23 protein-coding genes are annotated in these 25,040 nt (G+C 68.5%); 14 read left to right on the top strand and 9 right to left on the bottom strand.

Translation table 11 applies throughout. The features are described from left to right. The first annotated feature begins 217 nt into the window (after positions 1–217). The 4 genes from HXX10_RS13925 (at position 218) to HXX10_RS13940 (ending at position 3,328) form a co-directional block, all read left to right on the top strand. Positions 218–1,105 carry a phosphate ABC transporter substrate-binding protein gene (locus HXX10_RS13925; RefSeq protein WP_296523038.1) on the top strand — a complete coding sequence of 296 codons (888 nt, stop codon included), beginning with the start codon at positions 218–220 and terminating at the stop codon, positions 1,103–1,105. Between the two features lie 163 nt (positions 1,106–1,268). Further along, a complete protein-coding gene (flbT, locus tag HXX10_RS13930; RefSeq protein ID WP_296523040.1) occupies positions 1,269–1,700 on the top strand; it encodes a flagellar biosynthesis repressor FlbT in 432 nt (143 codons plus the stop codon). Beyond that, the gene (locus HXX10_RS13935; protein ID WP_296523042.1) at positions 1,645–2,007 is read left to right on the top strand and encodes a flagellar biosynthesis regulator FlaF; all 363 of its coding nucleotides are present in this window, start codon (positions 1,645–1,647) and stop codon (positions 2,005–2,007) included. The genes flbT and HXX10_RS13935 overlap by 56 nt, the downstream gene beginning before the upstream one ends. A gap of 187 nt (positions 2,008–2,194) precedes the next feature. Next, positions 2,195–3,328, top strand: a complete 1,134-nt coding sequence (locus tag HXX10_RS13940) for an alpha-hydroxy acid oxidase (RefSeq protein WP_296523044.1) — start codon at positions 2,195–2,197, stop codon at positions 3,326–3,328. A 12-nt stretch (positions 3,329–3,340) separates the two neighbouring features. Here HXX10_RS13940 and HXX10_RS13945 read toward each other — a convergent pair whose 3' ends face one another. The 3 genes from HXX10_RS13945 to HXX10_RS13955 are packed head-to-tail and all read right to left on the bottom strand — an operon-like array spanning position 3,341 to position 10,070. Next, complete coding sequence (locus HXX10_RS13945; RefSeq protein WP_296523046.1) at positions 3,341–5,794, bottom strand: hypothetical protein; 2,454 nt, start codon at positions 5,792–5,794, stop codon at positions 3,341–3,343. Positions 5,795–5,833: 39 nt separating this feature from the next. Continuing rightward, positions 5,834–7,699 carry a flagellar hook-associated protein FlgK gene (gene flgK, locus HXX10_RS13950; protein WP_296523047.1) on the bottom strand — a complete coding sequence of 622 codons (1,866 nt, stop codon included), beginning with the start codon at positions 7,697–7,699 and terminating at the stop codon, positions 5,834–5,836. Between the two features lie 34 nt (positions 7,700–7,733). After that, positions 7,734–10,070, bottom strand: coding sequence for a flagellar hook-basal body complex protein (locus HXX10_RS13955; RefSeq protein ID WP_296523049.1), 2,337 nt, complete (start codon positions 10,068–10,070; stop codon positions 7,734–7,736). Between the two features lie 456 nt (positions 10,071–10,526). On the opposite strand from HXX10_RS13955, the gene HXX10_RS13960 reads away from it, so the two are divergent. After that, positions 10,527–11,372: a MoxR family ATPase gene (locus HXX10_RS13960; RefSeq protein WP_296523051.1), complete on the top strand. Its 846-nt coding sequence runs from the start codon at positions 10,527–10,529 to the stop codon at positions 11,370–11,372. A 146-nt stretch (positions 11,373–11,518) separates the two neighbouring features. Then, positions 11,519–11,770, top strand: a complete 252-nt coding sequence (locus HXX10_RS13965; RefSeq protein ID WP_296523053.1) for a hypothetical protein — start codon at positions 11,519–11,521, stop codon at positions 11,768–11,770. 82 nt (positions 11,771–11,852) lie between these two features. Here the strand turns inward: HXX10_RS13965 and HXX10_RS13970 are convergent, their stop codons facing one another. The 3 genes from HXX10_RS13970 to HXX10_RS13980 all read right to left on the bottom strand — a co-directional run bounded on the left by HXX10_RS13970 (position 11,853) and on the right by HXX10_RS13980 (position 14,355). Further along, positions 11,853–12,827: a tripartite tricarboxylate transporter substrate binding protein gene (locus tag HXX10_RS13970; RefSeq protein ID WP_296523054.1), complete on the bottom strand. Its 975-nt coding sequence runs from the start codon at positions 12,825–12,827 to the stop codon at positions 11,853–11,855. Positions 12,828–13,119: 292 nt separating this feature from the next. Beyond that, a complete protein-coding gene (locus HXX10_RS13975; RefSeq protein ID WP_296523056.1) occupies positions 13,120–13,779 on the bottom strand; it encodes a phenylalanine--tRNA ligase beta subunit-related protein in 660 nt (219 codons plus the stop codon). A gap of 63 nt (positions 13,780–13,842) precedes the next feature. Beyond that, a complete protein-coding gene (locus HXX10_RS13980; RefSeq protein WP_296523058.1) occupies positions 13,843–14,355 on the bottom strand; it encodes a hypothetical protein in 513 nt (170 codons plus the stop codon). A gap of 160 nt (positions 14,356–14,515) precedes the next feature. On the opposite strand from HXX10_RS13980, the gene HXX10_RS13985 reads away from it, so the two are divergent. Further along, positions 14,516–15,094 (top strand): DUF2975 domain-containing protein, encoded by a 579-nt coding sequence (locus HXX10_RS13985; protein ID WP_296523059.1) that lies wholly within the window; start codon positions 14,516–14,518, stop codon positions 15,092–15,094. A gap of 8 nt (positions 15,095–15,102) precedes the next feature. Then, positions 15,103–15,333, top strand: a complete 231-nt coding sequence (locus HXX10_RS13990; RefSeq protein WP_296523061.1) for a helix-turn-helix transcriptional regulator — start codon at positions 15,103–15,105, stop codon at positions 15,331–15,333. Between the two features lie 98 nt (positions 15,334–15,431). On the opposite strand, the gene HXX10_RS13995 is transcribed toward HXX10_RS13990, so the two are convergent. Next, the gene (locus tag HXX10_RS13995; RefSeq protein ID WP_296523063.1) at positions 15,432–17,093 is read right to left on the bottom strand and encodes an FAD-binding oxidoreductase; all 1,662 of its coding nucleotides are present in this window, start codon (positions 17,091–17,093) and stop codon (positions 15,432–15,434) included. A gap of 201 nt (positions 17,094–17,294) precedes the next feature. Between HXX10_RS13995 and HXX10_RS14000 the strand changes: the two genes are divergently transcribed. From HXX10_RS14000 to HXX10_RS14010, 3 genes are all read left to right on the top strand, one after another. Then, a complete protein-coding gene (locus tag HXX10_RS14000; protein WP_296523065.1) occupies positions 17,295–17,822 on the top strand; it encodes a histidine phosphatase family protein in 528 nt (175 codons plus the stop codon). A gap of 291 nt (positions 17,823–18,113) precedes the next feature. Continuing rightward, positions 18,114–18,272 carry a hypothetical protein gene (locus tag HXX10_RS14005; protein ID WP_296523067.1) on the top strand — a complete coding sequence of 53 codons (159 nt, stop codon included), beginning with the start codon at positions 18,114–18,116 and terminating at the stop codon, positions 18,270–18,272. A gap of 192 nt (positions 18,273–18,464) precedes the next feature. Next, the gene (locus HXX10_RS14010; RefSeq protein ID WP_296523069.1) at positions 18,465–18,836 is read left to right on the top strand and encodes a hypothetical protein; all 372 of its coding nucleotides are present in this window, start codon (positions 18,465–18,467) and stop codon (positions 18,834–18,836) included. Positions 18,837–19,013: 177 nt separating this feature from the next. Here HXX10_RS14010 and HXX10_RS14015 read toward each other — a convergent pair whose 3' ends face one another. After that, complete coding sequence (locus tag HXX10_RS14015; RefSeq protein WP_296523072.1) at positions 19,014–20,408, bottom strand: MFS transporter; 1,395 nt, start codon at positions 20,406–20,408, stop codon at positions 19,014–19,016. A 255-nt stretch (positions 20,409–20,663) separates the two neighbouring features. Beyond that, positions 20,664–21,458: a FadR/GntR family transcriptional regulator gene (locus tag HXX10_RS14020; protein WP_296523075.1), complete on the bottom strand. Its 795-nt coding sequence runs from the start codon at positions 21,456–21,458 to the stop codon at positions 20,664–20,666. Positions 21,459–21,721: 263 nt separating this feature from the next. Here HXX10_RS14020 and HXX10_RS14025 point away from each other — a divergent pair, with 263 nt between their 5' ends. The 3 genes from HXX10_RS14025 to HXX10_RS14035 all read left to right on the top strand — a co-directional run bounded on the left by HXX10_RS14025 (position 21,722) and on the right by HXX10_RS14035 (position 25,030). Further along, positions 21,722–22,492, top strand: a complete 771-nt coding sequence (locus HXX10_RS14025) for an HpcH/HpaI aldolase/citrate lyase family protein (RefSeq protein WP_296523077.1) — start codon at positions 21,722–21,724, stop codon at positions 22,490–22,492. 45 nt (positions 22,493–22,537) lie between these two features. Next, positions 22,538–23,356: a hydroxypyruvate isomerase gene (gene hyi, locus HXX10_RS14030; protein ID WP_296523078.1), complete on the top strand. Its 819-nt coding sequence runs from the start codon at positions 22,538–22,540 to the stop codon at positions 23,354–23,356. A 234-nt stretch (positions 23,357–23,590) separates the two neighbouring features. Beyond that, positions 23,591–25,030 (top strand): MFS transporter, encoded by a 1,440-nt coding sequence (locus HXX10_RS14035; RefSeq protein ID WP_296523080.1) that lies wholly within the window; start codon positions 23,591–23,593, stop codon positions 25,028–25,030. Positions 25,031–25,040 lie beyond the last annotated feature (10 nt).

Here is a 25,040-nt window from a genome sequence, read left to right on the forward strand (position 1 = left end):
CGACGCTGTCCTCATGACGCGTATCCCGCGCCGACCGAGTATCGGTCCGAATCGGCTGCGGACAGGATGCGCTCCCGCCCGGCCGTGACACGCCCGCTGGCTTCGCCGACGTCGGACGAGCCTGGCCCGAGCCGCCCGCAACCCAGCCCCGCCCCGGGCGGATTTGCTTTCGTGCGGCGATTTCGGCATTACCGGCCGGCTGCCGCGGGAGGACACCATGGCCAACGACGCGAAAGTCCGGCTTCACACGCTGCTGGGCAACTACCCCACCACCAAGGCCTTGAAGTCCGGCGAGATCGCCTCCGCCCTGATCGATTTCGACTTCGCCGACGTGCCGGTGCCGAACCGCGGCTTCAAGCCGATGGTCCGCCAGCACGTCTACGACTTCGGCGAGCTCGCCATCGGCACCTTCCTGATGGCCCGCGCCGCCGGCGCGCCCTACCGCCTGATCCCGGCGACCGTGATGGGCCGCGGCCAGCTCCACACCATCGCCTATGCGCCCGAGCGCGGCCCCCTCGCCCCCGGCGACCTCAACGGCAAGCGGGTCGGCGTGCGGGCCTACAGCCAGACCACCGGCGTCTGGCTGCGCGGCATGCTGCAGGAGCTCTACGGTGTCGACCCTTCGAGCATCCGCTGGACGACCTTCGAGGACGCCCATGTGGCCGGCTACCAGGACCCGCCCTTCGTGACCCGGGCGGCAGCCGGCCAGGAGCTGGTGCCGATGCTGCTCGCCGGCGAGCTCGATGCCGCGATCGTCGGCGACAAGTTCCCCGACCCGCGCCTCGCCCCGCTGGTGCCCGATCCCGAGGCGGCGAACCGCCGCTGGGCCGAGACGCATGGCGGCGTGCCGATCAACCACATGCTGGTGATCCGCGACGAGATCGCCGCGGCGCGGCCCGACGTGGTGCGCGAGCTGTTCCGCCTGGCCCGCGACAGCGCGGCGGCCGCCGGCGTGACCGGCCCCACCGCAGCGCTGCGCTTCGGCGTCGAGCCGAATCGGCGCTCGCTCGAGCTGGTGATCGACTACGCGTTCCGCCAGAAGCTGATCCCGGAGCGGGTGCCGGTCGACGCCCTGTTCGACGAGACCACCCGGGCGCTCGCCTGAGCCGCGCGCGGACTCGACTCTTCACCCCCGCCTGCCCGTCCGGCGTCCCGCCCGTGGCCCTCCGACCTGCGCTGTCCGAACTGGCCTGGAGTCATTTCAGGCCCTTAACGGTTCGTTAAAGCGTATGGTTAACGATTGATGGAGACTCACGCGGAGAGCGTCCATGGCCCTGAAGGTCGAACTCAAGCCCGGCGAACGCATCATCCTCGGGGATTGCGTCATCACCAACTCGGACCAGCGGGCCCGCCTGCTGATCGACGGCGAGGTGCCGATCCTGCGGGAGAAGGACATCCTGACGGCCGAGACGGCCGACACGCCGGCCAAGCGCATCTATCTCGCCGTCCAGCTCATGTACACGTCGAAGGACGCGCGCGCCTATCACGAGATCTACTTCAGGCTCCTGAGCGAGATCCTCAATGCGGCCCCGAGCACGTCGCCGCTGATCGAAAGCGTGAACAACCACATCCTGGCAGGCGAGATGTACAAGGCCTTGAAAGAGGCCAAGAAGCTGATCGCCTACGAGAAGGAGCTGGTGGACCATGCAAAGCGCAGCCACGGGCAACCCGCCGACGAGCCCTCCGCCCGCTCCGCGTGAGCTCGAAGCCCATCTCCTGCTCGAGGCCGCCCTGCGGCTGCAGGCCGTCCAGGCGACCTGGGACAACAGCAAGGGCGACGTCGACGAGGCGCTGTCCTACAACCGCCGCCTGTGGAGCGACTTCCTCGATTCGGTCTGCGAGCACCGGCCGGCGCTGCCGAACGAGGTCCGGCAGACCATCGCGACACTCGGCCTGTTCGTCGCCAACCAGACCAGCGCCATCGCGGCCGACCCGCGCCCCGAGCGCCTCACCGCCCTGATCGGCATCAACCGCGAGATCGCCGCCGGCCTGCTCGGCGAAGGCTGATTCCCGGCCTCTTGGGAGGCCCCGTCTCATCCCGCGAAGGCCGGCCGTCGGCCCGCCGGTCGACGAGGAGGCCTCGACGCGCTGCCGCAGCGCCCTTCCATGTCGCACTTCTCCGACTTGCGCGACGCGGGGTTTCGCGGGACGTGAGGATCGGCCCGAGACCGCCTCCCATCTCACGGAGCCCGACTTGCCCGCCGCATCGATCGAGGATCTGCGCGACAGCGCGCGTCGCCGCCTGCCGCGGTTCGTGTTCGACTTTCTGGACGGCGGCGCCGGCCGCGAAGCCGGTCTCGCCCGGAACCAAGCCGCCTTCGACCGCGTCCTGTTCCGGCCGCGTGCCCTGGTCGACGTCGAGCCACGCTCGCTCGCGACCGCGTTCCTGGGCCGAACCTGGGCCGCTCCCGTCGGCGCCGCGCCGGTCGGTCTCGGCAACCTGGTCTGGCCCGGGGCCGAGCGCGCCACCGCCACCGCGGCGGTCGCCGCCGACATCCCCTATGTCCTGTCGACCCCGGCGACCACGTCGCTCGAGGAGATCGCCGCGCTGGCGCCGCACCACGCCTGGTTCCAGCTCTATGTCGGCCGCTCGCAGGCGATCGTCGACGACCTGATCGACCGCGCCGAGGCGGCCGGGTTCGACGTCCTGGTCGTCACCGTCGACGTGCCGGCCCCGGGCCGCCGGCGGCGCGACCTGCGCAACGGCTTTGCGCTGCCGTTCCGGCCGAGCCTTTCGTTGGCGCTCGACCTCGCGCTGCATCCGGCCTGGTCGCTGGCGACGCTTCGGCACGGCGCGCCGCGCTTCGCCAATCTCGAAAAATACGCGCCGCCCGGCGCCGGGGCGCGGTCGCTCGCCGCCCTGATGGCCGAGCAGAGCTCGGGACGGCTCGACTGGTCGCTCCTCGAGACAATCCGCCGGCGCTGGCCGCGCCGGCTGGTTCTCAAGGGCATCCTGTCCGCCGACGACGCCGTGCTGGCGAAGAACGCCGGCATCGATGCGATCATGGTGTCGAACCACGGCGGCCGGCAGCTCGACGGCGCGCCGGCGACCCTCGACGTGCTGCCGGAGATCCGCGCTGCGGTCGGACCGGACTATCCGCTCGCGCTCGACGGCGGCATCCGGTCCGGCGAGGACATCGTCAAGGCGCTGGCGCTCGGCGCCGACTTCACCTTCGTCGGGCGGCCGCTCCTCTACGGCGCCGCGTCGGGCCCGACCGGGGCGGCCGATGCGATCGCCATCCTGATCGCCGAGGCGAGCGGCACGCTGGCGCAGCTCGGGCTGACCGGCGTGGCGGCCGTCGACGGCCGGTATGTCGCGTGCGGCTGAGCGCAGCCGACGCTACAGGAAGTTCACCAGGTTGAGCTTGGAGAGCAGCGCCGTCGTCTGCAGCGAGGCCTGGAGGCTGGTCTGCAGTGCCAGGATGGTCGCTGCCGATTCCTCCATCGGCACGCCCTCGACGCTGTCCAGCATGTCGGTGAGCGCCGCGGTAGTCTGGGTGTGGCGATCCTTGGCGGTGCCGATCGCCGACTGGGTCGCACCGAGATCGGTGGCGACGTCGGAGATCTTCTGCACGCCCTGCTGGTTGCCGAGATTGGACTGGACCCGCTGCATCAGCGCCGTGAACCGGCCCTGCCCGTTGGCGTCGCTCGACGAGAACTGCACGGCCGCCATGACGGCGATGTTGGCGAGCGGGATGCGGAACGCCTGCTCGTTCGCCCGCATGCCGTAGGACACGTTGATCTCCGAATCGATGCGGGCCGCCGCGGTGCCGCGCGCGCTCGTCGACCCGGCCTCGCCCGTGTACCATTTCAGCGTGTTGGCGCTGGTGCCGGCGACAAGCGACGTCGCCGTGTCGAAGGGCGGGCCATTGACCCGCTGCACCGGATGGGCGTCGTCGGCATTGAAGAACTCGTTCGAGGCCTGCACGGCCGAGGCGGCGGCGAGCGACGTCTTCGCCAGCGTGCCGACCGAGGAGGTCAGCAGCGCGTGCAGGTTGGACAGCGTCTCGGCCTCGGTCGCGCCGATGGCGAACTGGTTCGTCCCGGTCGGCGGGCTGACCACCGCTGCAACGCGGTTGCCGGTGGCGAAGCCGAGCCCGTCGAGGGTCGGCGAATCGCCGCCCATGGTCACCTGCTCGCCGCTGGCTGACTTGATGACGAGCTGCCCCCCGACGTTCGACACCGTGATGCCGGCATTGCCGCCCGGCAGCGCACCGAGCGCGGCACTGATCTTGTTGACGGCCGTGCTGGCGCTGTCGCTCGCCGTCAGGCCCGAGATCGTCACGGCGGTGCCGCCGTTGAGGCTGGGCGCCTGGATCGTGATGCTGCCGGGGGTGCCGCCGAGCGTCGACCCGGGGGCCGCGAAGCCGCCGGTGCCGACCAGGCTCTTCGCCGTGACGACGCCGGTCAGCACCAGGTTCTCCGAGGTGCCGTCCGGCAACGTGAAGCTGAACGTGACGGTGTCGCCGTTCTTGGGCAGCGTGCCGCCGAGATCGACCGACATGGACTTCGGCGTGCCGGCCGGCTGGGTGACGCTGGCGCCGGCGATGTTGGTGGCGATCGCCGACAGCTTGAAGCCGAACACCGAGCCGGCGATGTCCTCCTGGATCGACGTGACATTGGTGGGCGACGCGGTGGTCGTGGCGAGGCCGAACTTCGCCGCCGGCACGGTGCCACCGACCGTGACGACGCCGGTGCTGCCCGACGGCGTGACCGTGAGATTGCCGTTGGCGGGGTTGACGCTGGCGGTGCCACCCGTGATCGCGGAAAGCGCCGTGTTCAGCTCGGCGATGGTCGAGACCTGGCCGACGCCGTTGCCGAACGTCACCGAGACGCTGCTCGTGCCGATCGCCACCGTCAGCGTCTGGCCCCCGGTGACGCCGCCCGCCTGGTTGAGCAGATTGGTCGGCGCCGCCGTGCCGGCGGCGACCCCGAGCTCGGTCAGCAGCGTCCCGGTGCTGCCGGCCCCGATGGTGACCGAGGTGTCCGCATTCGCCCCGGTCAGCACCAGATGGTTGCCGGCGTCGAGCGAGGCCGTCACGGCCGGCGTCGCGGGGGCCGCAGCCGCCGCCATGGCCGTGTTGATGGCGTCGCGCACCGCGGTGCCGCTGTCGCCCGGATTGATCGTGACCGTGACGCCGTTGATGTCGAGCGTGCCGCCCGCCGACGCGTAGGGTCCGCTGAGATCCGCCGTGCCGGTGGTGAGACCGGGCGCGTCGGGCAGCAGCGTCGCCGTGGTGCCGGTGAGGCCCGAGGTGGTCGAGGTCGTCGCCGGGATGACCAGACGGCCGAGGCCGGTGGTCCCGAGGTCGGCCTGGTTGCGCTCGGTGATGAGCTGGTTCAGCCCGGCGAGCGGCCCGAGGCCGTTGAGGATGTGGTCGGTGGTCTCGACGGCGGCGAGGTCGGGGCTCTGGCCGGAGAAGATGTACTGGTCGCCATACTGGGTGTTGAGCGCACCCAGCATGCGGTCGAGCTGACCCTTGGCCGTCATCTGGTCCTGGGTGCGGCCGGTCTGATCGATCACATAGGTCGCCTTCGGGATCGAGTTCTTGACCGTGCGGGCGGCGGCATCGAGGTCGGTGAGCGCGTTCTGGGCGAGGTTCAGGCGGGTGCCGAGCTGGCCGATCGAGCCGTCGAAGGCCGCCACGGTCGACAGCTTGGTGCGCAGCCCGATGGTGAGGCCCCGATCGAGCCCGATGCCGGCATAGGTATCCGACCGCTTCTGCGTGCCGAGCTGGCGCTGCAGGTCGTCGAGCTGGTGACGCATGGACACCAGCCGCTCGACCTGGAGCATGCTCTGGCTTCCTATTCCGGAGATCGCCATGGCTGTCACTCACATCATCTGCAGCAGGGTCTTGAGCATCTCGTTGACGACCGAGAACACCCGGGCATTGGCGCCGTAGGCGGTCTGCAGCGTCAGCAGGGTCGTCATCTCCTCGTCGATGTTGACGGCCGCGCCCTCGTTGAGGCGCTGCTGCAGGGCATCGACGACCATCTTCTGGCCTTCGGACAGCTTGGTCGCGGCGCTGGCGTTCTCGCCCTGCTGGCTCATCGCCTGGCGCAGATAGGACGAGATCGTTCCCGTATAGGGCGCCGTCTCCGAGCCGATCCCGGTCTGCGGCGCGAAGGTCTGGGTCGCAGTGTTCAGCTTGGCGTAGAGGAAGTTCGGCCGCGTCTGGTCGGCGGACGGCGTGGTGGCCGTGTAGGCGACCAGCTTGCTCGGATTGGCGAGCAGCGCCGGATTGACCGTGATGCGCCCGGCGAAGCCGACCGACTGATTGTAGCTGCCGGCGCTGGCGCCCGTGTAGTACTGCGTGCCGTCCATGAAGAACGGCAGCTCGGCGGAGCCGCCGGTGAGCGACGTGGTCGTCTTGGTCACCGAGGCGGACGAGATGTCGGACGTGCTGGCGGCGCCGTCGTCGAGCACGCGAAGCGTGGTGCCGGACGGATTGGAGAACTGGAGCTGGCCGTTGAACGAATCGTTCATCTGCTGGAGCGCGGCGGTGAGCCCCTTCGAGAAGTCGATCCCGACGACGCGGTCGTTGGGATCGGCCGTCAGGGTGTTCGGCAGCGGCAGCGCACTCGGATCGTCGACCCGGACGATGGTGGCCGAGCGGGTCTTGCCCGTGAGGGTGTCGGTCCAGCTCACCTTGACGGAGTTGCCGGCCTGCAGGCCCGAAATGTCGAGGTCGAAGCCGGATTGGGCGCCCGACGTCACCGGCGTGCCGGCCGTCGTCGTGTCGGAGAGCGAGCGGGACATCGCGGCGGCGAGCTCGTCGAGCTGCGTCTGCGCCTGCGGCAGGATCTGGTCGCGCATCTCCAGATAGGCGGCGATCTTGCCGGAGCGGAACGACTTGGTGCTGATGAGGTCGATGCTGGCGCCGGTCGAGTTGGTGACCGCGATGGTGCCGACCTGCCGCTTGGTCGGGTCCGCGCTCCACTGCGAACCGGGCGTGACCATGCCCTGGGCGTCGAAGGAGAGCGTCGAGGCCGACGTGCCGACGAGCTGAATGCCCGAGCTGGTGAACACCGACACGGTGTTGTAGGCGTCCTCGTTGACGCGGATGTCCATCAGGTTGGAGAGCTGGTCGAGGTAGTAATCGCGCTGGTCGAGCAGCGAGGCCCGGGAGGCGTCGTCGCTGTGCGAGGCGGAGAGCTGCGAGTTGAGCTGGGCGAGGCCCTGCAGATAGGTGTTGGCCGTCCGCACGCTGTCGCTCAGGCCCTGCTCGGCATTCTCGCGCAGCGCCTGGATGTCGGACGTCATGTTGTTGAGCTGCTGCGTCACCGCCTGGGCGGTGCTCAGCACATTGGCGCGCGTCGAGTAGTCCGACGAATTGGTGGTGAGCGACTGCAGCGCCGTGGTGAACTGGTTGTAGACCGTCTCGATCGACGTCTTCGAGTTAGGGTCCGCATAGATGTTCTGCAGCCGGTCGTAGAACTGGGTGCGCAGATCCGCATAGGCGCCGCCCGACGCCTCGGTGCGGAGCTGGCGCTGCACATACGTGTCGACGATGCGGTTGACGCCGGCTTCCCGCACGCTGACGAGGTCGCCGCCGGCCGCGATGGTCGAGGTCTCGACCCGCTTGCGGGTGTAGCCTGGCGTCTGCGCGTTGGCGACATTGGCCGATACGACCGACAGCCCGCTCTGCGCGACCCGCAGACCGGCGGCGGCTGTTCCGAGCGACTGGGTGAGACTCATGACGTGCCCTCCGCCTTTCTGGCGCGGTCAGTCCTCAACGCAGCATGTTCAGGAGATCCTGGACCATCTGGTTGCTGGTCGTGATCACTCGCGTGTTGGCCGAATAGGCCTGCTGGGTGACGATCAGCTTGGTGAACTCATCGGCGATGTCGCTGTTCGACCCCTCGAGCGACGACCCGACGATCTTGCCGGACGCGCCATAGATGGCGACACCGGACTCGTCGGTCGCCTCGAAGGCACCACCGTCCATCCGTTTCAGGTAGTTGGCGCCCGAGAACTTGGCGAGCGTCACCTGGGCGAGATCGATGGTGCGGCCGTTCGAGTAGGAGCCGACCACCCGGCCCTTGTCGTTGACCGCGATGGTCTGCAGGGCGCCGGCGGCGTAGCCGTTCTGCTTGAGCAGATTGACTTGCACGTTGCCGTTCGGGTCGGAGAACTGGGTGATGCCGCCCGAGCCGAAGCTCATGGTGACGTTGCCGAGCGAGGCGCCGTCGATCGTCACGCCGCTGAGCGTCAGGGTGGAGATCAGCGGGTTCATCTGCCCGTTGGCGTCGAACGTGAAGGTCGCGCCGACGTTCTTCCAGGCCGGTGCCGTGCCGGTCGCCGTCGAGCTCGTCTGGTAGAACATGTTCCAGGTGTCGGTGTGACCGGTGCCGAGCGAGGCGCTGTCGACCTTGGCCCAGCGGACCTGCATGTTCACGGGCGAGCCGGAGACGTCGTAGGCCGTGATGGCGCCGCCGCCGATCGACTGCGACACGAAGGTCGAGAGGTCGTTGGCCACCACGGTCTGGCTCGACGGCAGCGCCGAGGTGGTGTGCATGCCGAAGGTCAGCGCATTGGCCGTGCCGGCGACCGCGATGGTGTCGGTCGGGCTCGACGCCGTGATGGTGACGTTGCCATTGAGCGAGTTGACCGAGGCGATGCCGCCCGTGAGCGTCGCGAGCTGGGTGTTGAGGTCGGCGAGCGTCTGTACATTTGGCGGACCGCCGGTGCCGAACGTCACGGTCAGGGTGGGGTTGGATCCGACCTTGATGGTCAGGGTCTGGCCGGCGGCGGCCGCCGACTGGGTCAGCAGGTTGGTCGGGTTGGTGGTGCCGACCGAGACGCCCAGCTCGGTGAGCAGCGAGGCGTTGGAACCGCCGACGACGATCGGGGTGCGTGCGTCGGTGCCCTTCAGGACGAGGTGATTCGACGCGTCGAAGCTGGCGGCCTGCAGGCCGGTCGGCGGCGTGCCGATGATGCCGACCCGGTTGGCGGCGGCGAAGCCGAGCGAATCGAGGGTGGTGGTGTCGCCCGCGAGCGTCACCACCGAGCCGTTGGCGGAGTTGAACACGAGCTGGCCGGAGGCGCCCGACACCGTGACGCCGCCGGTGCCGCCGGGCGCCGCGGCCAGCGCCGCGTTGATCTTGGTGGCCACCGTCGCGGCCGTGTCGGTCGACGTGATGGTGCCGATCGAGACGGCGACGCCGCCGTTGAGCCCCGGCGCCTGGATCGTGATGGCGGCCGGCGTGCCGCCCACCGTGCCGCTGCCGCCCGTGAAGCCACTGGCGCCGTTGAGCGTCATCGGTGCGTTGATGGCGGTGAGGAGCTGTGCCTGCGTGCAGCCCGCCGGAATCGTGATGATCGTGCCGTCGATCGTGAAGGTGCCGCTGTTGGTCAGCGAGCCCGGGATCACGGCCGTGCCGGTCAGGGTCGCGTTGGCGTCCGGCTTCAGGGTCGCGCCCGAGCCGGTGATCTTCGCCGGCTGCGGCGAGATGGCGAGCGGATTGGCCGTGAAGTCGACCGGATTGAGCAGCTCGGAGCCGGCGACCGAGGTGTCGTGCGAGGGCGTCAGCGGATAGCGCGCCAGGTTGGCCCGGTAGTCGATCTGGGTGGTCGCCTGGGCCGGCAGGAAGTCGTTCTGGAACTTCAAGAGCGTCGGCACGCTGCCGGCGAGGTTGCCGGTGGTCGAGTCGACCGGGATGCCCATCAGATAGTAGCCGGCGCCGTTGACCAGATAGCCGTCCTTGTTGGGCTGGAAGTCGCCGCGCCGGGTGAACTGGTTGACGCCCGAGAACACCGGATTGTTGTCGGTCATGCCGGTCGGCTTCATGACGACGAAGAAGCCGTCGCCGTTGACCGCCATGAAGGTGCCGATCGAGGTGCCCTGGATGTCGCCCGACACCGTGTTGGTGGCGCGCGAGGAGGCCATCACGCTGCCCGAGACCTGCTTGGCCGGCTGATTGTCCTGGATCAGGTCGGAGAAGCTGGTGTCGGTGCGCTTGTAGGCCGTGGTCTGCGAGTTGGCGATGTTGCCGGAGATGTTCTGCAGCGCGAAGGACTGCGCCTGCATGCCGGTCACTGCGGTCGTCAGCGCACCAAAGATACCCATGGTCGTCTCCACTCGGCCGAGCGGCCGGCGCTGTACACATGCGCCACCGCACCATCACGGGATCTTCAGCAAGGCCCGTGCCGGCGATTGGAGACTCGTAATTTCAATAACTTAGGTCTCGGCGGGGCGATCATGACACCGCCCCGAGGGGGCAATTCCGGCCCCGTCCGGCAAAAGATTCCGGTCTCGGCCACGCGAAATCGCGGCCACGCTCGGCTGCCCGAGTGCGCGTCCGCGAGGCGGGCGGAGGCCTCTCCTCCGGCCGCATGTCCCTTGAACGACGGTGTGGCGGGAACCAGGCGGATTTTTTTGGGGTGTCCGCGATTTTTTTCGGACGGCCCGCCCGGGAGTGCCCGGGTGCGCCTGGACGCCCCTCGACGCCGCCCGGGCGCCTCGCTTGCCGAGCCTCCGGCGACCCCCTACTGTTTCGGTGATCCGGACATCGAGAGGACCGACATGCGCTTCGAAGGCACCAGCGGCTATGTCGCCACCGACGACCTCAAGGTCGCCGTCAATGCCGCCATCGCGCTCGAGCGGCCGCTGCTGGTCAAGGGCGAGCCCGGCACCGGCAAGACCGTGCTGGCGATCGAGATCGCCAAGGCCGTCGGCGCACCGCTGATCGAGTGGCACGTCAAGTCGACCACCAAGGCGCTGCAGGGCCTCTACGAGTACGACGCGGTGTCGCGCCTGCGCGACAGCCAGCTCGGCGACGAGCGGGTCAAGGACATCCGCAACTACATCAAGCGCGGCAAGCTGTGGGAAGCCTTCGTCGCCGACGAGCGGCCGGTGCTGCTGATCGACGAGATCGACAAGGCCGACATCGAGTTCCCGAACGACCTCCTGCAGGAGCTCGATCGGATGGAGTTCTTCGTCTACGAGACGGGCGAGACGGTTCGGGCGCGACGCCGCCCCATCGTGGTCATCACCTCCAACAACGAGAAAGAGCTGCCGGACGCCTTTTTGCGCCGCTGCTTCTTCCACTACATCCGCTTCCCCGACCCCGACACCATGCGGGCGATCGTCGACGTGCACTTCCCCGGCATCAAGCCGCGGCTGGTGGCCGAGGCGATGCGGCTGTTCTACGAGATCCGCGACGTGCCGGGCATGAAGAAGAAGCCGTCGACGTCGGAGCTCCTGGATTGGCTCAAGCTGCTGATGGTCGAGGACATCGGCCCCGAGCTTTTGCGCGAGCGCGATCCGAAGAAGCTCATCCCGCCGCTGCACGGCGCCCTCCTCAAGAACGAGCAGGACGTCCACCTGTTCGAGCGCCTCGCCTTCATGGCGAGACGCGACGGGCGGTGACGATAGCGAGTGGCGAGTGGCCGATCAGGCCTGCGCATGGCCCGACGCGAGAGGCGGTCGCCGTATGGGCCGCGTTCCGAACCACCCGCCCTCCTCGGCGCACGAAGAAGAATTGCCAGCCGACCTGCGGGACGAAAGGACGCTGCATGACCGGATTTCTCGTGCTCGCCGCCTCGTTCGGGATCGGTGCCCTGTGGGTTGGCTGGACGGAGGCCCGCAAGGCACGCCGGGCGCGGGCCGGCAGCTCCGACGGAGGGTCGAGCGGCGGCGGAGCCGGCGGTAACGACGACGGGTTCTTCTCCTGGTTCGGATCGTCCGACGGTTGCAGCGACAGTTCCGGCAGTGACGGCGGAAGCTGCGGCGGAGGCGACGGTGGTGGCGGCGGCGGCGGAGATTGACCGCCGACCCCACAGACCTCGATCCCGTCCCCCGCCGACGACCGAAGGTCGGGCCGTCGCACGCAGCCGGCCCGGCGCTGGCCTACTGCATCTTCACGTCGGCGAGGCGAACCACCTCGGCCCATTTGCGGGATTCGGCGGCGATGAAGGTGCGGCTCTCCTCGGGCGTGTTGGCAACCAGGATGCCGCCCTGTTCGGCGATCACCCGGGCCGCGTCCGGCTCGCGCAGCGCCTTCACCAGGGTCGCGTGCAGCAGGCCGACGCGATCGGCCGAAAGGCCCGCCGGTGCCAGCAGGGCATAGATGGTCTCGGCCTCGGCGTCCGCCACGCCGGCCTCCGCCATGGTCGGAACGTCGGGCAGCACCGGCGAGCGCTCGCGCGCCGTCACGGCGAGCGGCACGATGGTGCCGGCCCTGATCTGCGGCAGCATCACCGGAATGTCGCCGAACAGCATGTCGATCTGGCCGCCCATCAGGTCGGTGAGGGCCGGCGCCACGCCCCGGTACGGAATGTGGACGATGTCGATCTTGCCGGCGCGCAGCCGGAACAGCTCGGCGGCGAGATGCAGCGACGTCCCGTGGCCCGACGTGCCGAAGCTGACCTTGCCGGGCCGCGCCTTCGCCATGGCGACCAGCTCGCCCACCGTGCCGACACCGAGATTCTTCCTGACCGTCAGGACCTGCGGCACCGCGGTGATCACCGTGACGGGCGTGAAGTCCTTCTCCGAGTCGAACGGCATCTTCGGCATCAGGTGCGGCAGCATGACGAGTGCGCCGCTGGCGCTGATCGCGAGCGTGTAGCCGTCCGGCTGGGATTGCGCCAATGCGCCGAGCCCGATGGTCCCGGCCGCGCCAGTCCGGTTCTCGACGATGAACGACACGTTCAGTCGGTCCTGCAGCAGCCGCGCCACCAGCCGGCCGATCAGGTCGGTCGGGCCGCCGGCCGGGAACGGGACGATCAGCTTGACCGGCTGGCTCGGGTAGCGGTCCTGCGACAGCGCAGCCGAGGCCAATGGGACGAGCGTGACGATGCCCAGGGCGGTCCTTCGCGTCAGCATGAGCGTTTCCTCCTCGTATCGGACGTCCCGACGAGTTCGCGGCACCGCCGCCGCGACGGAAGCGCACTGCTCCGGCCGGGCGATGGGCACGAACGTCGGTGCATCCCGAGCCGTGCGTGACGCTCGGACTGGCGAGCCGGGAAGGCTTCCCAGTCGAGGGACACGACATCAGCTCGTCGGATGCTCGTTCGCGGCGTATTCCTCTCGGGCCTCTCCGGACCCTTTAGGCAATTAATCTAGTTTGTTGTCCGTTATCCCCTGCGGGGGCAACTTGCAAGCGAGAACAGCGCGCCTATCCGGCGATCGCGATCTCGATCCCGTCCGCCTGCGCATGACGCTCCAGCAGCGCGGCGGTGCGGTCGAGCGTCGCCTGCAAGTCGCCGGCACCGCCGAAGGCCGTCACCACCAGAAAAATCCGCCGCGTCGCGACCGTCACCATGGCGCGCTCGGAATCGCTGGTCGGGCTGCCGAACGCGCCGGCCGCGTCGGCATAGACGGGCAGGCCTTCGAGATTCAGCAGATCCTTGCCGATGCCCCGGTAGGTCTCGCCCGGGCCGGCGACCCGCAGCACCACGTCGTCCGCGATCCGGTCGCGGTCGAAGACGCCGAGCGACTGCCGGCTCTCGATCGACACCAGGTTGTTGATGTCGACCACGGTGTTGATGCGGTAGAGGCCGAGCCCTCTGAGAATGCGCCGGAGCAGCGCCTCCTGCGAGCCGCGATAGCGGGTCGGGTCCTTGCCGAGCGCCCGGTAGGCGCGGCGCAGCGCCTGCACGGCCGGCAGCTTGGCGATGTCCTCGATCGCCATGGTGCGGCGGACCGCCTCGGCGCAGGCGTCGATCTCGGCCCACAGGCCGGGATTGTCGGACCCGTTGGTCACGGCGGCCTCGATGAGCCCGAGCGCGAGCCCGGGACAGGCGGCTTTGACGGCGGGATCGATCGAAACATGCATGACCATGGTCCAGGCGTTCGATTGAACGCGCTCTAGATCGCGCCGATGAAAACGTCCAGCGCCCTAACCGCAAGGCGGCAGCTCGGCCGGGACGGCCTGGCCGGCGACCTCGCGCAGATCGACGTCGCGCACCAGCGGGAAGAAGTCGCCGCCCGCCTCGGTCCTGAGATAGGTCGTCAGCAGCACGCGCGCGGGCGCGTCGCCGACCCGGCAGGCCTCCGCCCCGACCCCCAGCGTGAGAGAGCCGCGCTCGCCGCGGCCTTTCCGCGCCATCAGGTCGCTGCGCAGCGCGACGAGGCGCGCCGCGTCGGCCGGGTCGAGCCGGTAGGCGTAGATCGCGGTGCCGCCCTTCACGTCGCTGCGCCGCCCGACCAGCTCGGAGAGGTCGGCGAGATCGGCGAGCACGAACTCCTGCACGACCGGCGCGGCGCTCCCGACCGAGACGGTCAGGCGCAGCGTCACGCTGCGCGGGCGCGGCCGCACGCTGGTCGGCAGCCGCACGGCGACCCGCAGGGCGGCGGGATCGACCGTGGTGAAATCGGTGCGGGCGAGCTTGACCATCGAGGTCAGCGGCATCGCCGTGCACCCGGCGAGACACGCGAGCATGGCCCCCGCGAGGAGGCTTCGAAACAACGGAACGGACCGGCTGCGACGCATGACATAACCCCGATTGACGAGAATGACTTATTGTTTTACGATAATTCATCATCGCATTTCGATCAATACGAGGTCTCCTATGTCCGAGTCCCTTCGTCCCGACGACGCAAGCGCAACGCCGGCCCCGGGGCGCGAAAAGCTCGCCCGGCTGTCGTGGCGGATGGAGTGGGTCACCACCATCGGCATCGTGCTGATCGTGGCGTTGATGGGGCTCGCCTTCGTGATCCCGGGCTGGACCCGCAACCTCCTGATGGCGCGGCTCGGCGAAACCGGCGCCCGGCTGCCGCTCGACCCTGTCGCGCAGGCCGTCGCGGGGCTGATCACGGCCGTGCCGGTCGGCGTGCTGGTGTGGGGCCTCTTTCACGTGCGCGCGCTGTTTCGCGACTACGCCCGCGGCGCCGTGTTCACGGCGGCAGCGGCGCATCACCTGCGGGTCTTCGGCGTCTCGGTGATGCTGCAGGGCCCGCTCGGACCTTTGACCGCGACGGCACTGGCGCTCGCCCTCTCGCTCGCCAACCCGCCGGGCCAACGGCTCCTGGTGCTCACGGTCTCGATCAACGACTACGTGGCGCTGGTGGTCGGCGGTGTGCTGGTCGCGGTCGCCGCCGTCATGCGCGAGGCGGTGCAGATCGCCGACGAGAACGCCGCGTTCGTGTGAGGCCCGTGATGGCGATCGTGGTCAATCTCGACGTCATGCTGGCGCGGCGGAAGATGCGCTCGAAGGAGCTCGCCGAGCGCATCCGCATCACCGAGCAGAACGTCTCGCTGCTGAAGTCCGGCAAGGTGAAGGGCGTGCGCTTCGACACGCTGGCGCGCATCTGCGCCGTGCTCGACTGCCAGCCCGGCGACATACTGGAGTATCGCCCCGGCCCGGAGGACGACCCGCCGGACGAGTGATCCCGGCTCCGGTCGATCTCTTCGGTGGTCATTCCGGGTCCGGCGCTGCGCGCCGTCCCGGAATGACGGTCAACTGATCCGCCGGACTTCGTATGACCTCACCGCCCGGACGGGCGGCCGTCGCGGCCGGGTGGCCGCTCGGGACGGCTGGACGGAGCCGGCTGCGGCACGTCGTCCGGATGCGCCTCGACCGCCTTGGCGCGGCGCCAGTCGAGCGCATTGGGCGGCTCCGGCGCCGCGACGTCGCCGAACGAGGGATCCGCATAGGCGCGCCGTCCATAGACGGCCGGCGGCATCGGCGGCTCGTCCTCGTAACCCGGTTCCGCGCCACGACGAGGCCCACGCGGCGACCCGGCCGCGACGGCCCGCACCTGCGCCCAGTCGGGCGGCGGCGGCGCGTCGGCACCGTCGTCGGCGCGTTCGTAGAGCGGCGGCTCCATGGCGCGCCGCTTGCGGTCCCGCCGCCGCGCGATCTGCGCCTCGACGGTCTCGCGGCGATTTCGCACGAAGGCGCGCGCCCCGTGGACGATGCGGCCGGCGGTCCCGCCGGCCCAGACCAGATCCCAGGGCTCGAACATCCGCCAGTTGTCGTCGCCCTCGACGACGGCGCGGGCGATCAGGTTGCCGGCGATCGCCGTGGTGTTGAGGCCGTGCCCGCCGAACGCGCCGGCGACCCACAGGCCGGGCGAGATCTCGCCGATCTGCGGCATGCGGTGGACCGCGAACGCCGTGGTGCCGGCCCAGGCATGGGTGAACTCGACCGGCCCGAGCTGCGGATAGACGGCGGCGATCGCCGCCTTGAAGCCCTCGGCGACCTTTCGCGGGTTGCGCTCGAACGCGGTCCCGGCCCCGCACCACATCAGCCGATCGCCGTTTACCACCCGATAGTGGTGGTTGGCGAAGCGCGAATCGCTGACCGCGCCCGTGTAGCCGATCGCCTCCCGCAGGCGGTCGCCGAGCGGCGCCGTCACGGCCGTGTAGCTCGTCACCGGCAGAACCGTCTCGGCGAGCTTCGGCATCAGCTCGCCCATGTGGACGTTGCCGGCCAGGATCACGTTTCCGGCCCGCACCATCGCCAGCGGGGTCGCCACCCGCTTGCGCACCCCGGCCGGATCGATCTCGCGGGCGGGCGTGCCCTCGAAGATGCGCACGCCCGCCGCCTCGGCCACGGCGGCGAGCCCGAGCGCGTAGTTGAGCGGGTGGATGTGGAAGGCATTGGGATAATGCAGCGCATGGAAATAGGCGTCGGTGCGCAACAGCTCGCGCACCTGCTCGGTCGGCCAGCCCTCGACGGCGGCGCCGAACTCCTGGCCGATCAGCGCCAGGGTCTCCTGCATGTCGTCGCCGTCGTCGGTCTTGGAGACGTCGAGCCAGCCGCGGCTCGGATGCACGGCGGCGAGGTCGTTCTCGCGGATTAGGGTGCGCACATAGGCGCCGCCGGCCTCGGACAGCGCCCACAGCCGGCGCGCCCGCTCGAGCCCGACCCGCTCGACGATCTTTCGCGGATCACAGGCGAAGCCCGGCAGCACGAAGCCGCAATTGCGCCCCGAGGCGCTCCAGGCGACCCGCTTCGCCTCCAGCACCACCACGGACCAGCCGAGTCGCGCGACCTCGAGCGCCGTGGTGAGCCCGGCGAGGCCCGCCCCGATGACGCAGACATCGACGTCCACATCGATGGTCAAAGGCGACCGCTCGGGCGCCGCGACCGAGGTCGCCGCGTACCAGCTCCGTCCGTAGTCGTCCGCCACCGCCTCGTCCATTCCGCCTCGCTCGCCGCCCGGCCGGTGCTTTTCGGTCTCGCCGCCCCGGCCGTGCCGCCACCCGACCGCGCCGTCCTACGAGGGAACCGGACGCGATACCAGCCGTTCACCCCGCCACGTCCAAAGTCGGACGACGTCCGGCTTCCCCCGCCGCCGGATGCAGCCTAGACTTTGTGCGCCGCCACATCGAATTGGCAACCCATGCGCCGCCTCATTCTGCTCCGCCACACCAAGTCCGATCCCGCCGGAGCCGGGATGTCCGACCATGCCCGCCCGCTCAACGCCCGTGGCACCACGGCGGCGGAGCGGATCGGCGCCTATATGGCCAAGCACCATCTGGTTCCCGACACGGTGGTGTGCTCGACGGCCCAGCGCACCCGCGACACCTGGGCTCGGGTGGCCCAGCAGCTCACCGACCCGCCGGCGGCCGCCTTCGAGCGCCGCCTCTACGACGCATCGGCCGAGAAAATCCTGGCGGCCGTGAAGGATGCACCCGAGGAGTCGCATTCCGTCATGGTCGTCGGGCACAATCCCGGACTGCACTACCTCGCCACCCTGCTGATCGCCGCCGGCGACGTCGAGCAGCGCGAGCGGCTGCGCGAAAAACTGCCGACCGGCGGCTTGGTGGTGATCGATTTCGCCGTCGACGCCTGGGACGGGGTGCATCCGCAGGGCGGCCGGCTCGACCGGTTCGTCAGCCCTCGCAGCCTCGAGGACGACACAGCGTGACCTGAGGCGCCCCCCGCGCCGGTTCCGCGCCGCCGATCCCGGCAAGCGACAGAAGCCAATATTTACCGCTCGTTAAGCGAGATTGCTCAGATTTGACCGAACGGCTTCCGGCAACCGGAACCCGCCCTGGCAAGGCGACGTTCAGACCACCATGTCGGAGTGATCGCGCGTGGCAAAGCCCGGCGCGGCTATTTCGAGGCGCTCCGGGCGCAACGATGGAACCACGGCGCCTCGACCGCGTTGTCTCCGTGCTCAAACCGTTCCGGTGGCTGCTGCGATATGACCCTAAAGATGGACCATCCCCCCTTCGAGGAGAGCCGCGAGCTGGAGTGCAGCGACGTGCCGCGGCCGGTCTCGATGCCGTTCGACACGCGCGAGCTCGACAAGCTGCCGCAGCCGACCGACGACGATCCGCCCTACCGGCCGTGGTGGGTGGTGGACCGCTCGTGACCGCATGGCCTGCTCCGGGCGCGAATCGTGGCGATGGTCGCGCGCTCCGGTCGAATCGGCTAAAACTCCAGACATCGTGATTGCTGTGCGGCGGACGTCCTTGGCGGCCGCCGATTTGTTGTCGGGTTTTCGGTGTTTGGACTCATCGTCGCAAGGCTTCCCGCTCGAAGCTCTTTCAGCCACGAGGTTCCCATGACTCGGTTCGCAATGACGTCGGCCGCGGTGCTGCTCGCTCTCGCCGCTTTCTCGTCCCAGCCGGCGTCGGCACGGACACCCTATGACGGCGCCTGGAGCGTCGTGATCATCACGGATCGCGGAACCTGCGATCGCGCCTATCGCTACAGCATCCAGATCACCGACGGCATCGTGCGCTACACCGGCGAGATGGGCCTGGATTTCCGCGGCCGGGTGGCCCGCAACGGTGCCGTTGCCGTCAGCGTGGCGTCCGGCGGCTCGCGCGCCGATGGGCGCGGCCGCCTCAGCCAGGCCTATGGTGGCGGCACCTGGGCCGGCAACGGCTCGGCGGGCCAGTGCTCCGGCCGGTGGACCGCCGAGCGCCGCTGACCGCCCGATCGCCGATCCGCATTCCAGATCCGGTTGTTCCTTCGGTGTTCATTCCGGGACGGCGCAAAGCGCAGGACCCGGAATCCAGCCGATGACGCCGCGTATGTCGCTGGATTCCGGGCTCGCACCTTCGGTGCGCCCCGGAATGACAGAGAAACCGATCAGCCGAATATCGTATCACGCGTCTGATCCGTCGCCGTCCGGCGAGAACCGCTCGATCCTGGCGAGCGGCGGGACGAGTCGTATCCAGGCGAGCGTCACGGCGATCGCCCCGATGCCGCCGATCACGACCGAGGCGACCGGACCGGTCGCCGCCGCGACCACGCCGGCGCGGAAATCTCCCAAGGTCCCGGTGGTGCCCGTGAACATCGAGTTCACGGCCAGCACCCGGCCCAAAACCTCGTTGGGCGTGCGGGTCTGGATCAGCCCCATGCGGATCACCACGCTGACGGCGTCGGCGGCGCCGTAGACGGCGAGCGCGGCGAGCGACAGAGCGAGCGAGGTCGACAGCGCGAACACGATGGTCGCGGCGCCGAACACGGCTGTCGCGGCGAACAGCTTTACGCCCAACCGACCGTCCGGCGCCCGGCGGGCCAGCACGGCCGTCACGGCGAGTGCCCCGACGGCCGGCGCAGCGCGCAGCAGGCCGAGGCCCCACGGACCCGTCTCCAGAATGTCGCGGGCAAAAATCGGCAGCAGCGCCGTGACGCCGCCGAACAGCACCACGAACAGATCGAGCGTGACGACGCCGAGCAGCACCGGCTGGCCGCGCAGATAGACGAGGCCGGCGGTGAGCGAGTCCAGCGTGAGCTTTTGGCGCGCCGTCGTGCGCATGGCTTTCGGGATCAGGCTGGAGAGCGTCGTCGCGGTGGCGAACAGCACCGCGCAGGTGGCGTAGACCGTGGTCGGCCCGAGCGCGTAGATCAGCCCGCCCAGCGCCGGCCCGCAGATGGTCGCGGCCTGGTTGGCGCTCGCCGAGGCCGCGATGGCGCGGGGCAGGATGTCTGTCGGCACCAGCCCCGGCAGCAGCGAATGCATGGTCGGGATCTCGAAGGTCCGGGCCGTGCCGATCATCAGCAGCACCGTGAACATCAGGCTGCGGCCGATGACGCCCGAGGCGGTGCCGAGCGCCAGCGCCAAGCCCAGAATGCCCATGCCGGCCTGGCACAGGCGCACCACGCTGCGGCGGTCGTAGCCGTCGGCGAAGTGCCCGACCAGGAGAGACAGCAGCACGAAGGGCACGAACTGGACGAGGCCGACCAGGCCGAGATCGAGCGCGCTGCCGGTGATCTCGTAGATCTGCCAGCCGATCGCCACGGTCTGCATCTGGTAGGCCGTGACGCTGAGCACCCGCGAGCCGAGGAAGCAGGCGAAGGCAGACTGCCGCAACAGGGACGGCGCGGCGGCGGAATGCGTCGGAGCGGTCACGGCGGCTTTCGGCTGGCGGACGAACGGGGTGGCGGCGGAAGCGTAGACCATGTCGCGGCTGCTCGTCTGCACCATCACCGGCCCGGGCTTGCCGATCGTCTCGCGCAGAAAGCCGCGTTCTCGCTCGTCTCGACGAGGGCGCAAAGGGACAACATGTCGTTGCCCATCGGTGGCTCCCTGGTCAGGGTCGTGGGTCACAACCCGATCCGGCCCCGGCGGACCGCCGATGACCGCTTACGAACGCCGCTCGGCCGCCACGGCGTTGTGGGGAGCGCTCCCGAGCGGCGCCATCACCACCCGATACACCACCAGGGACGGGACCGAGTGGGGGCCGACATTCGCCGCTGTTTCCCACAAGCCGCCATAGTCACCGCCGGTTTCTCGGTCGGACGCCGGCCGTCAAACGTCGAGCTCCGCGACCAGATCTCCCTCGAACAGTCTCCGCCTCGCGTTTTCGAGATGCGACCGCATCGCCGTCCGAGCGGCATCCGGTTCGGACCCCACGATGTATTCGCAAATTGCTCGGTGTTCGGCTTGGACGACCGCAAGCCGTTCTCGCGATCGGTGAAGGGACAAATTGTGAGTCACGGAAATCCCGAACAAGAAATGTGATTTGATCTCCTCCAAGCTCGATATGAAATACGGATTCCGACTGGCCTTCGCGATGTTCAGGTGAAAATCGAAATCGGCGTCCACGCCGAGCGAATTGCTCGCTGAAGCAGACGTCAGAAGATCGAGTGATTTCTTGATCTCCTCGATCGACACATGATCTCGGTTCAAGGCTGCGTAATAGGCCGCTTCTCCTTCCACCCCGATGCGGAACTTGAAGCAGTTCTGAATGTCGGCGATCTGGCTGAGCCGAACCATGCGCAACACCGTCTGGTGAGGCTGGCGGATCAGGAAGTTGCCGGAACCGCGCCGCGACTTGAGGACGCCGTCGGTCCGCAGCCGCTGCAAGGCGGTTCGCAACACCGGACGCGATACGCCGACCTGCCGCGCCAATTCGACTTCCGGCGGCAATCTCGAGTTGATCGGGTATCGCCCCTCGATGATCGCCGACATCAACCTTTCATAGGCCACGTCGCTCAGCGAATAGTCGTCGTTCTTTGAATTTTCTTCTGCCATGCCAGCGACTTCGAGGAAGAAGCAGTCGGCCGCCGACCGCGTTGTGGCGAACTGTAGCGCCAGCGACACCCGGCTGTCATCGACGGTGACACGGTCGGCGCGTTCCCCCTACCGGAGCAGCGGCACGGTCGCCGGGGGCGGCGGGACCTCAACCGATGCTTTTGCCACTCGAAGACCCCCCGGAACGTTGTGGCCGGCCACCCTGCGTCGGGATACCCGTATTTACCGGTATAGACTAATTTTTACTTATCGAGCTAGGTTGGCAACCGCGACGCCCGGCAGGGCGAAGCGATTGCGGAACGTCGGCGACACCACAGCGGGGGATGTGAGCGGTGGAATTGCGTGTGAACAAGTTCAAACGCGCCCTTGCAGAAAAGAAGCTGCAGATCGGGCTGTGGAGCAGTCTCTCCGACGGCCTGTCGGTCGAGATCCTGGCTGGCGCCGGCTTCGACTGGATCCTCATCGACACCGAGCACGCCCCCAACGAATTGCCGATGGTCTGCCGCCAGTTGCAGGCGAGTGTCGGCGGCACTGCGCATCCCGTCGTGCGACCGCCTTGGAACGACACGGTGATGATCAAGCGGTTCCTCGACGCCGGGGCACAGACGCTGCTCGTGCCCATGGTTCAGAACGAAGAGGAAGCCCGACGAGCGGTCGCCGCCGCGCACTATCCGCCGGTCGGTGTGCGCGGCTTCTCCACCTCGGCCCGGGCTTCCGGCTTCGGCCGCATCGCCGACTACTTCAACCTGTGCGGCTCGGAGATCTGCGTCCTCGTCCAGATCGAGACTCGGCAGGCGCTCGCCAATCTGGAGCGAATTGCCGCGGTGGACGGCGTCGACGGACTCTTCATCGGCCCCGGCGACCTCTCGGCCGACCTCGGATACCTGGGCAACCCCTCTCATCCGGACGTGCTCGCGGTGTTCGACGAGACGATCGATCGCATCCGGGCCTGCGGTGTTCCGGCCGGCTTCCTCACCGGCAATTCCGACCTGGCTCGGCACGTCATCGATCGAGGCTGCACATTCGTCGCCGTCGGCTCCGACATCGGCCTGTTGACGCAGGGCAGCGATCTCCTGGTCCGCAAGTTCAAGCCCGCGGCCTGAACGACCCGCTCCCGACGCCCGTGCTTCGATCCTCGCGAGGTCACCATGCCGAGATTTTCTGCCAATCTCTCAATGCTATTCACCGAGCTGCCCTTCCTCGACCGGTTCGCCGCTGCCGCGAGCGCCGGCTTCGAGGCGGTCGAATACATGTTCCCGTACGACTACACGCCGGATCAGTTGGCCGCGGCTCTCCGCAGAAATCACTTGAGTCAGATTCTGTTCAACCTGCCGGCCGGTGACTGGGCGCGGGGCGAACGCGGCATCGCCGGTCACCCCGACAGGGTTGCGGAGTTCCGGAACGGCGTTCGGGCGGCAGCGACCTTTGCGCATGCACTGGAATGTCCGCGCGTGAATTGTCTCGTCGGCTTTCCGCCGGTCGGGGTCGCCGCCGAAACGGCCCATCGCACCCTGGTCGACAATCTGCGCCACGCGGCCGAAGCGCTGCAAGGCGACGGCGTGCTCCTGCTCGTCGAACCGATCAACCGCTTCGATATGGCCGGCTTTCAACTGAGTGGATCGGCCGATGCCCTGGCTCTGATCGACGAGGTCGGCAGCGACAATCTGAAGCTTCAATACGACATCTACCACATGCAGAGGAGCGAGGGCGAGCTGTCCAGCACCATCGAGAAGAACATCGACCGGATCGGCCACATCCAGGTCGCAGACAATCCAGGGCGCGGCGAACCGGGGACCGGAGAGATCAATTTCGATTTCCTGTTCCGGTTGCTCGACCGGATCGGATACGACGGCTGGGTCGGCTGCGAGTACAAGCCGAAAAATTCGACGCTGGAGGGCCTGACTTGGCTGCGAGGCCGCGCCTCCGATCTGCGGCCGGCCATCCGCGACGACGCCCGACTCCAGTAGGGATCGGTCGAGACTACCGCGTCAGACGCTTCGGCTCTCGTCATGTCGCTCCTTTGAGAACCCATGCGTTCACCATCGGTCGCCGACGCGGCGCCGGATCGCCCGAAGGCGCTCGAGATCGGAATTGGGCCGGCACTCCGCCGTCCCCGTCTACAAGAAAACTCCCCAAAGGCAGGCGGTCGCGCTCGATCACGACCGATACCCGCGAGAAGAACAGATAGACGAGAGAATGCCATGATGACACCGACGCCACCGCGGGCGGGTTCCTATCGATACATCGCTCTCGCATTCATCACGATCGTCCTGGCGCTGAGCGTCGGAGACCGCGCGACCCTTTCGGTCGCCGGCCCTGAAATGTCCAAGGCTTTGGGGATCAGCCCGATCGGGATGGGCTGGTTGTTCTCGTCATTCGCCTGGGCCTATGCCCTGGGCCAGATTCCGGGCGGTTGGATCGTCGATCGCCTCGGCGTCAAGCGCTCCCTCATGTGGGGCCTGATCCTGTGGTCGCTGGTCACCTTCGGGATGGGGTTCGCACCCTGGTTCGCCGCCCCGTTCGTAATGCTGATGATCATGCGGTTCGTTCTCGGCATCTGCGAATCGCCGGTCACGCCCGGATCGGCCCGCGTCCTCGCGGCTTGGTTCCCGTCCGGCGAGCGCGGAATGGCTGGCTCCATCTTCAACTCGGCCCAGTATATCGCGCTCGTCCTGTTCAGCCCGTTGATGGGATGGCTTTCGCATCGCTTCGGATGGGAATCGGTCTTCACCGTCATGGGGTCGATCGGGCTACTGCTCGCCTTCGTCTGGAATCTCGGGTTCTTCGTGCCCGCCCGGCATCCCCGCCCCAATCCCGCGGAAATCTCCTATATCGCGGCCGGCGGAGCGCTGATCGATGTCGACGCAGACACCGGCCGAACGGCTGCGACCGGCGGCGCCGAGAAGACGGCACACGTCCCGGTGCTGCAGGCGCTCGCCGCCCTCTTCGGGAGCCGAATGCTGGTCGGCATCTTCATCGCCCAGTACGGCATCAACGCGATCACCTGGTTCTTCGTCTCCTGGTTTCCGACCTATCTGGTCAAGGGACTCGGCTTCACCATACTCCAGGCCGGCTTCCTCGCCGCCCTTCCGGCGGTATGCGGGGTCGTCGGTGCCGTGATCTCCGGCTTCTTCTCCGACTATCTCCTGAAGAAGACCGGCTCCCTCAGCATCGCGCGCAAGGTACCGATCACGATCGGTCTCTTCATGAGCGCGCTGATGATCGGCTGCAACTACACGCGCTCGGAAACGCTGGTCATCTTCCTGATGTCGGCGGCCTTCTTCGGCAAAGGCTTCGGCTCGCTCGGATGGACCGTGGTCGCCGACACGGCGCCGAAGCAGGTCATCGGCCTGACCGGCGGTGTCTTCAGCGCGATCGGCAATTCCGCCGGCATCGTCACCCCGTTGGTGATCGGCTACATCCTCGCCGGAACCAATTCCTTCGAATACGCTCTGCTGTTCGTCGGACTGCACGGGATCATGGCGGTCCTCAGCTATTGGCTGATCGTCGGCAAGATCGAACGGTTCGAGCTTCCCGGCCTCGTCGGTGCCTGCGCTGCGCCGGCGATGGCCTGCCCCGATCCCGGGCACGCCGCGGCCGGCCCGGCCCCTCGCCCGTCTCCCGAGAAGACCACCGCGTGACCGCCTCCGG

Origin of the sequence: Rhodoplanes sp., from assembly GCF_013377085.1 — a bacterium.
GTDB lineage: Bacteria > Pseudomonadota > Alphaproteobacteria > Rhizobiales > Xanthobacteraceae > Rhodoplanes.

Excerpts from the sequence above, each read along its gene's own strand:
- flgK (WP_296523047.1), bottom strand. The coding sequence starts at position 7,699 with ATGAGTCTCACCCAGTCGCTCGGAACAGCCGCCGCCGGTCTGCGGGTC.
- HXX10_RS14000 (WP_296523065.1), top strand. The coding sequence starts at position 17,295 with ATGCGCCGCCTCATTCTGCTCCGCCACACCAAGTCCGATCCCGCCGGA.
- HXX10_RS13970 (WP_296523054.1), bottom strand. The coding sequence starts at position 12,827 with ATGCTGACGCGAAGGACCGCCCTGGGCATCGTCACGCTCGTCCCATTG.
- HXX10_RS13985 (WP_296523059.1), top strand. The coding sequence starts at position 14,516 with ATGTCCGAGTCCCTTCGTCCCGACGACGCAAGCGCAACGCCGGCCCCG.
- hyi (WP_296523078.1), top strand. The coding sequence starts at position 22,538 with ATGCCGAGATTTTCTGCCAATCTCTCAATGCTATTCACCGAGCTGCCC.
- HXX10_RS13990 (WP_296523061.1), top strand. The coding sequence starts at position 15,103 with ATGGCGATCGTGGTCAATCTCGACGTCATGCTGGCGCGGCGGAAGATG.
- HXX10_RS13980 (WP_296523058.1), bottom strand. The coding sequence starts at position 14,355 with ATGCCGCTGACCTCGATGGTCAAGCTCGCCCGCACCGATTTCACCACG.
- HXX10_RS13995 (WP_296523063.1), bottom strand. The coding sequence starts at position 17,093 with ATGGACGAGGCGGTGGCGGACGACTACGGACGGAGCTGGTACGCGGCG.
- HXX10_RS13965 (WP_296523053.1), top strand. The coding sequence starts at position 11,519 with ATGACCGGATTTCTCGTGCTCGCCGCCTCGTTCGGGATCGGTGCCCTG.
- HXX10_RS14035 (WP_296523080.1), top strand. The coding sequence starts at position 23,591 with ATGATGACACCGACGCCACCGCGGGCGGGTTCCTATCGATACATCGCT.
- HXX10_RS13945 (WP_296523046.1), bottom strand. The coding sequence starts at position 5,794 with ATGCTCCAGGTCGAGCGGCTGGTGTCCATGCGTCACCAGCTCGACGAC.
- HXX10_RS14005 (WP_296523067.1), top strand. The coding sequence starts at position 18,114 with ATGGACCATCCCCCCTTCGAGGAGAGCCGCGAGCTGGAGTGCAGCGAC.
- HXX10_RS14010 (WP_296523069.1), top strand. The coding sequence starts at position 18,465 with ATGACTCGGTTCGCAATGACGTCGGCCGCGGTGCTGCTCGCTCTCGCC.
- HXX10_RS13935 (WP_296523042.1), top strand. The coding sequence starts at position 1,645 with ATGCAAAGCGCAGCCACGGGCAACCCGCCGACGAGCCCTCCGCCCGCT.
- HXX10_RS13925 (WP_296523038.1), top strand. The coding sequence starts at position 218 with ATGGCCAACGACGCGAAAGTCCGGCTTCACACGCTGCTGGGCAACTAC.
- flbT (WP_296523040.1), top strand. The coding sequence starts at position 1,269 with ATGGCCCTGAAGGTCGAACTCAAGCCCGGCGAACGCATCATCCTCGGG.
- HXX10_RS13975 (WP_296523056.1), bottom strand. The coding sequence starts at position 13,779 with ATGCATGTTTCGATCGATCCCGCCGTCAAAGCCGCCTGTCCCGGGCTC.
- HXX10_RS13955 (WP_296523049.1), bottom strand. The coding sequence starts at position 10,070 with ATGGGTATCTTTGGTGCGCTGACGACCGCAGTGACCGGCATGCAGGCG.
- HXX10_RS13960 (WP_296523051.1), top strand. The coding sequence starts at position 10,527 with ATGCGCTTCGAAGGCACCAGCGGCTATGTCGCCACCGACGACCTCAAG.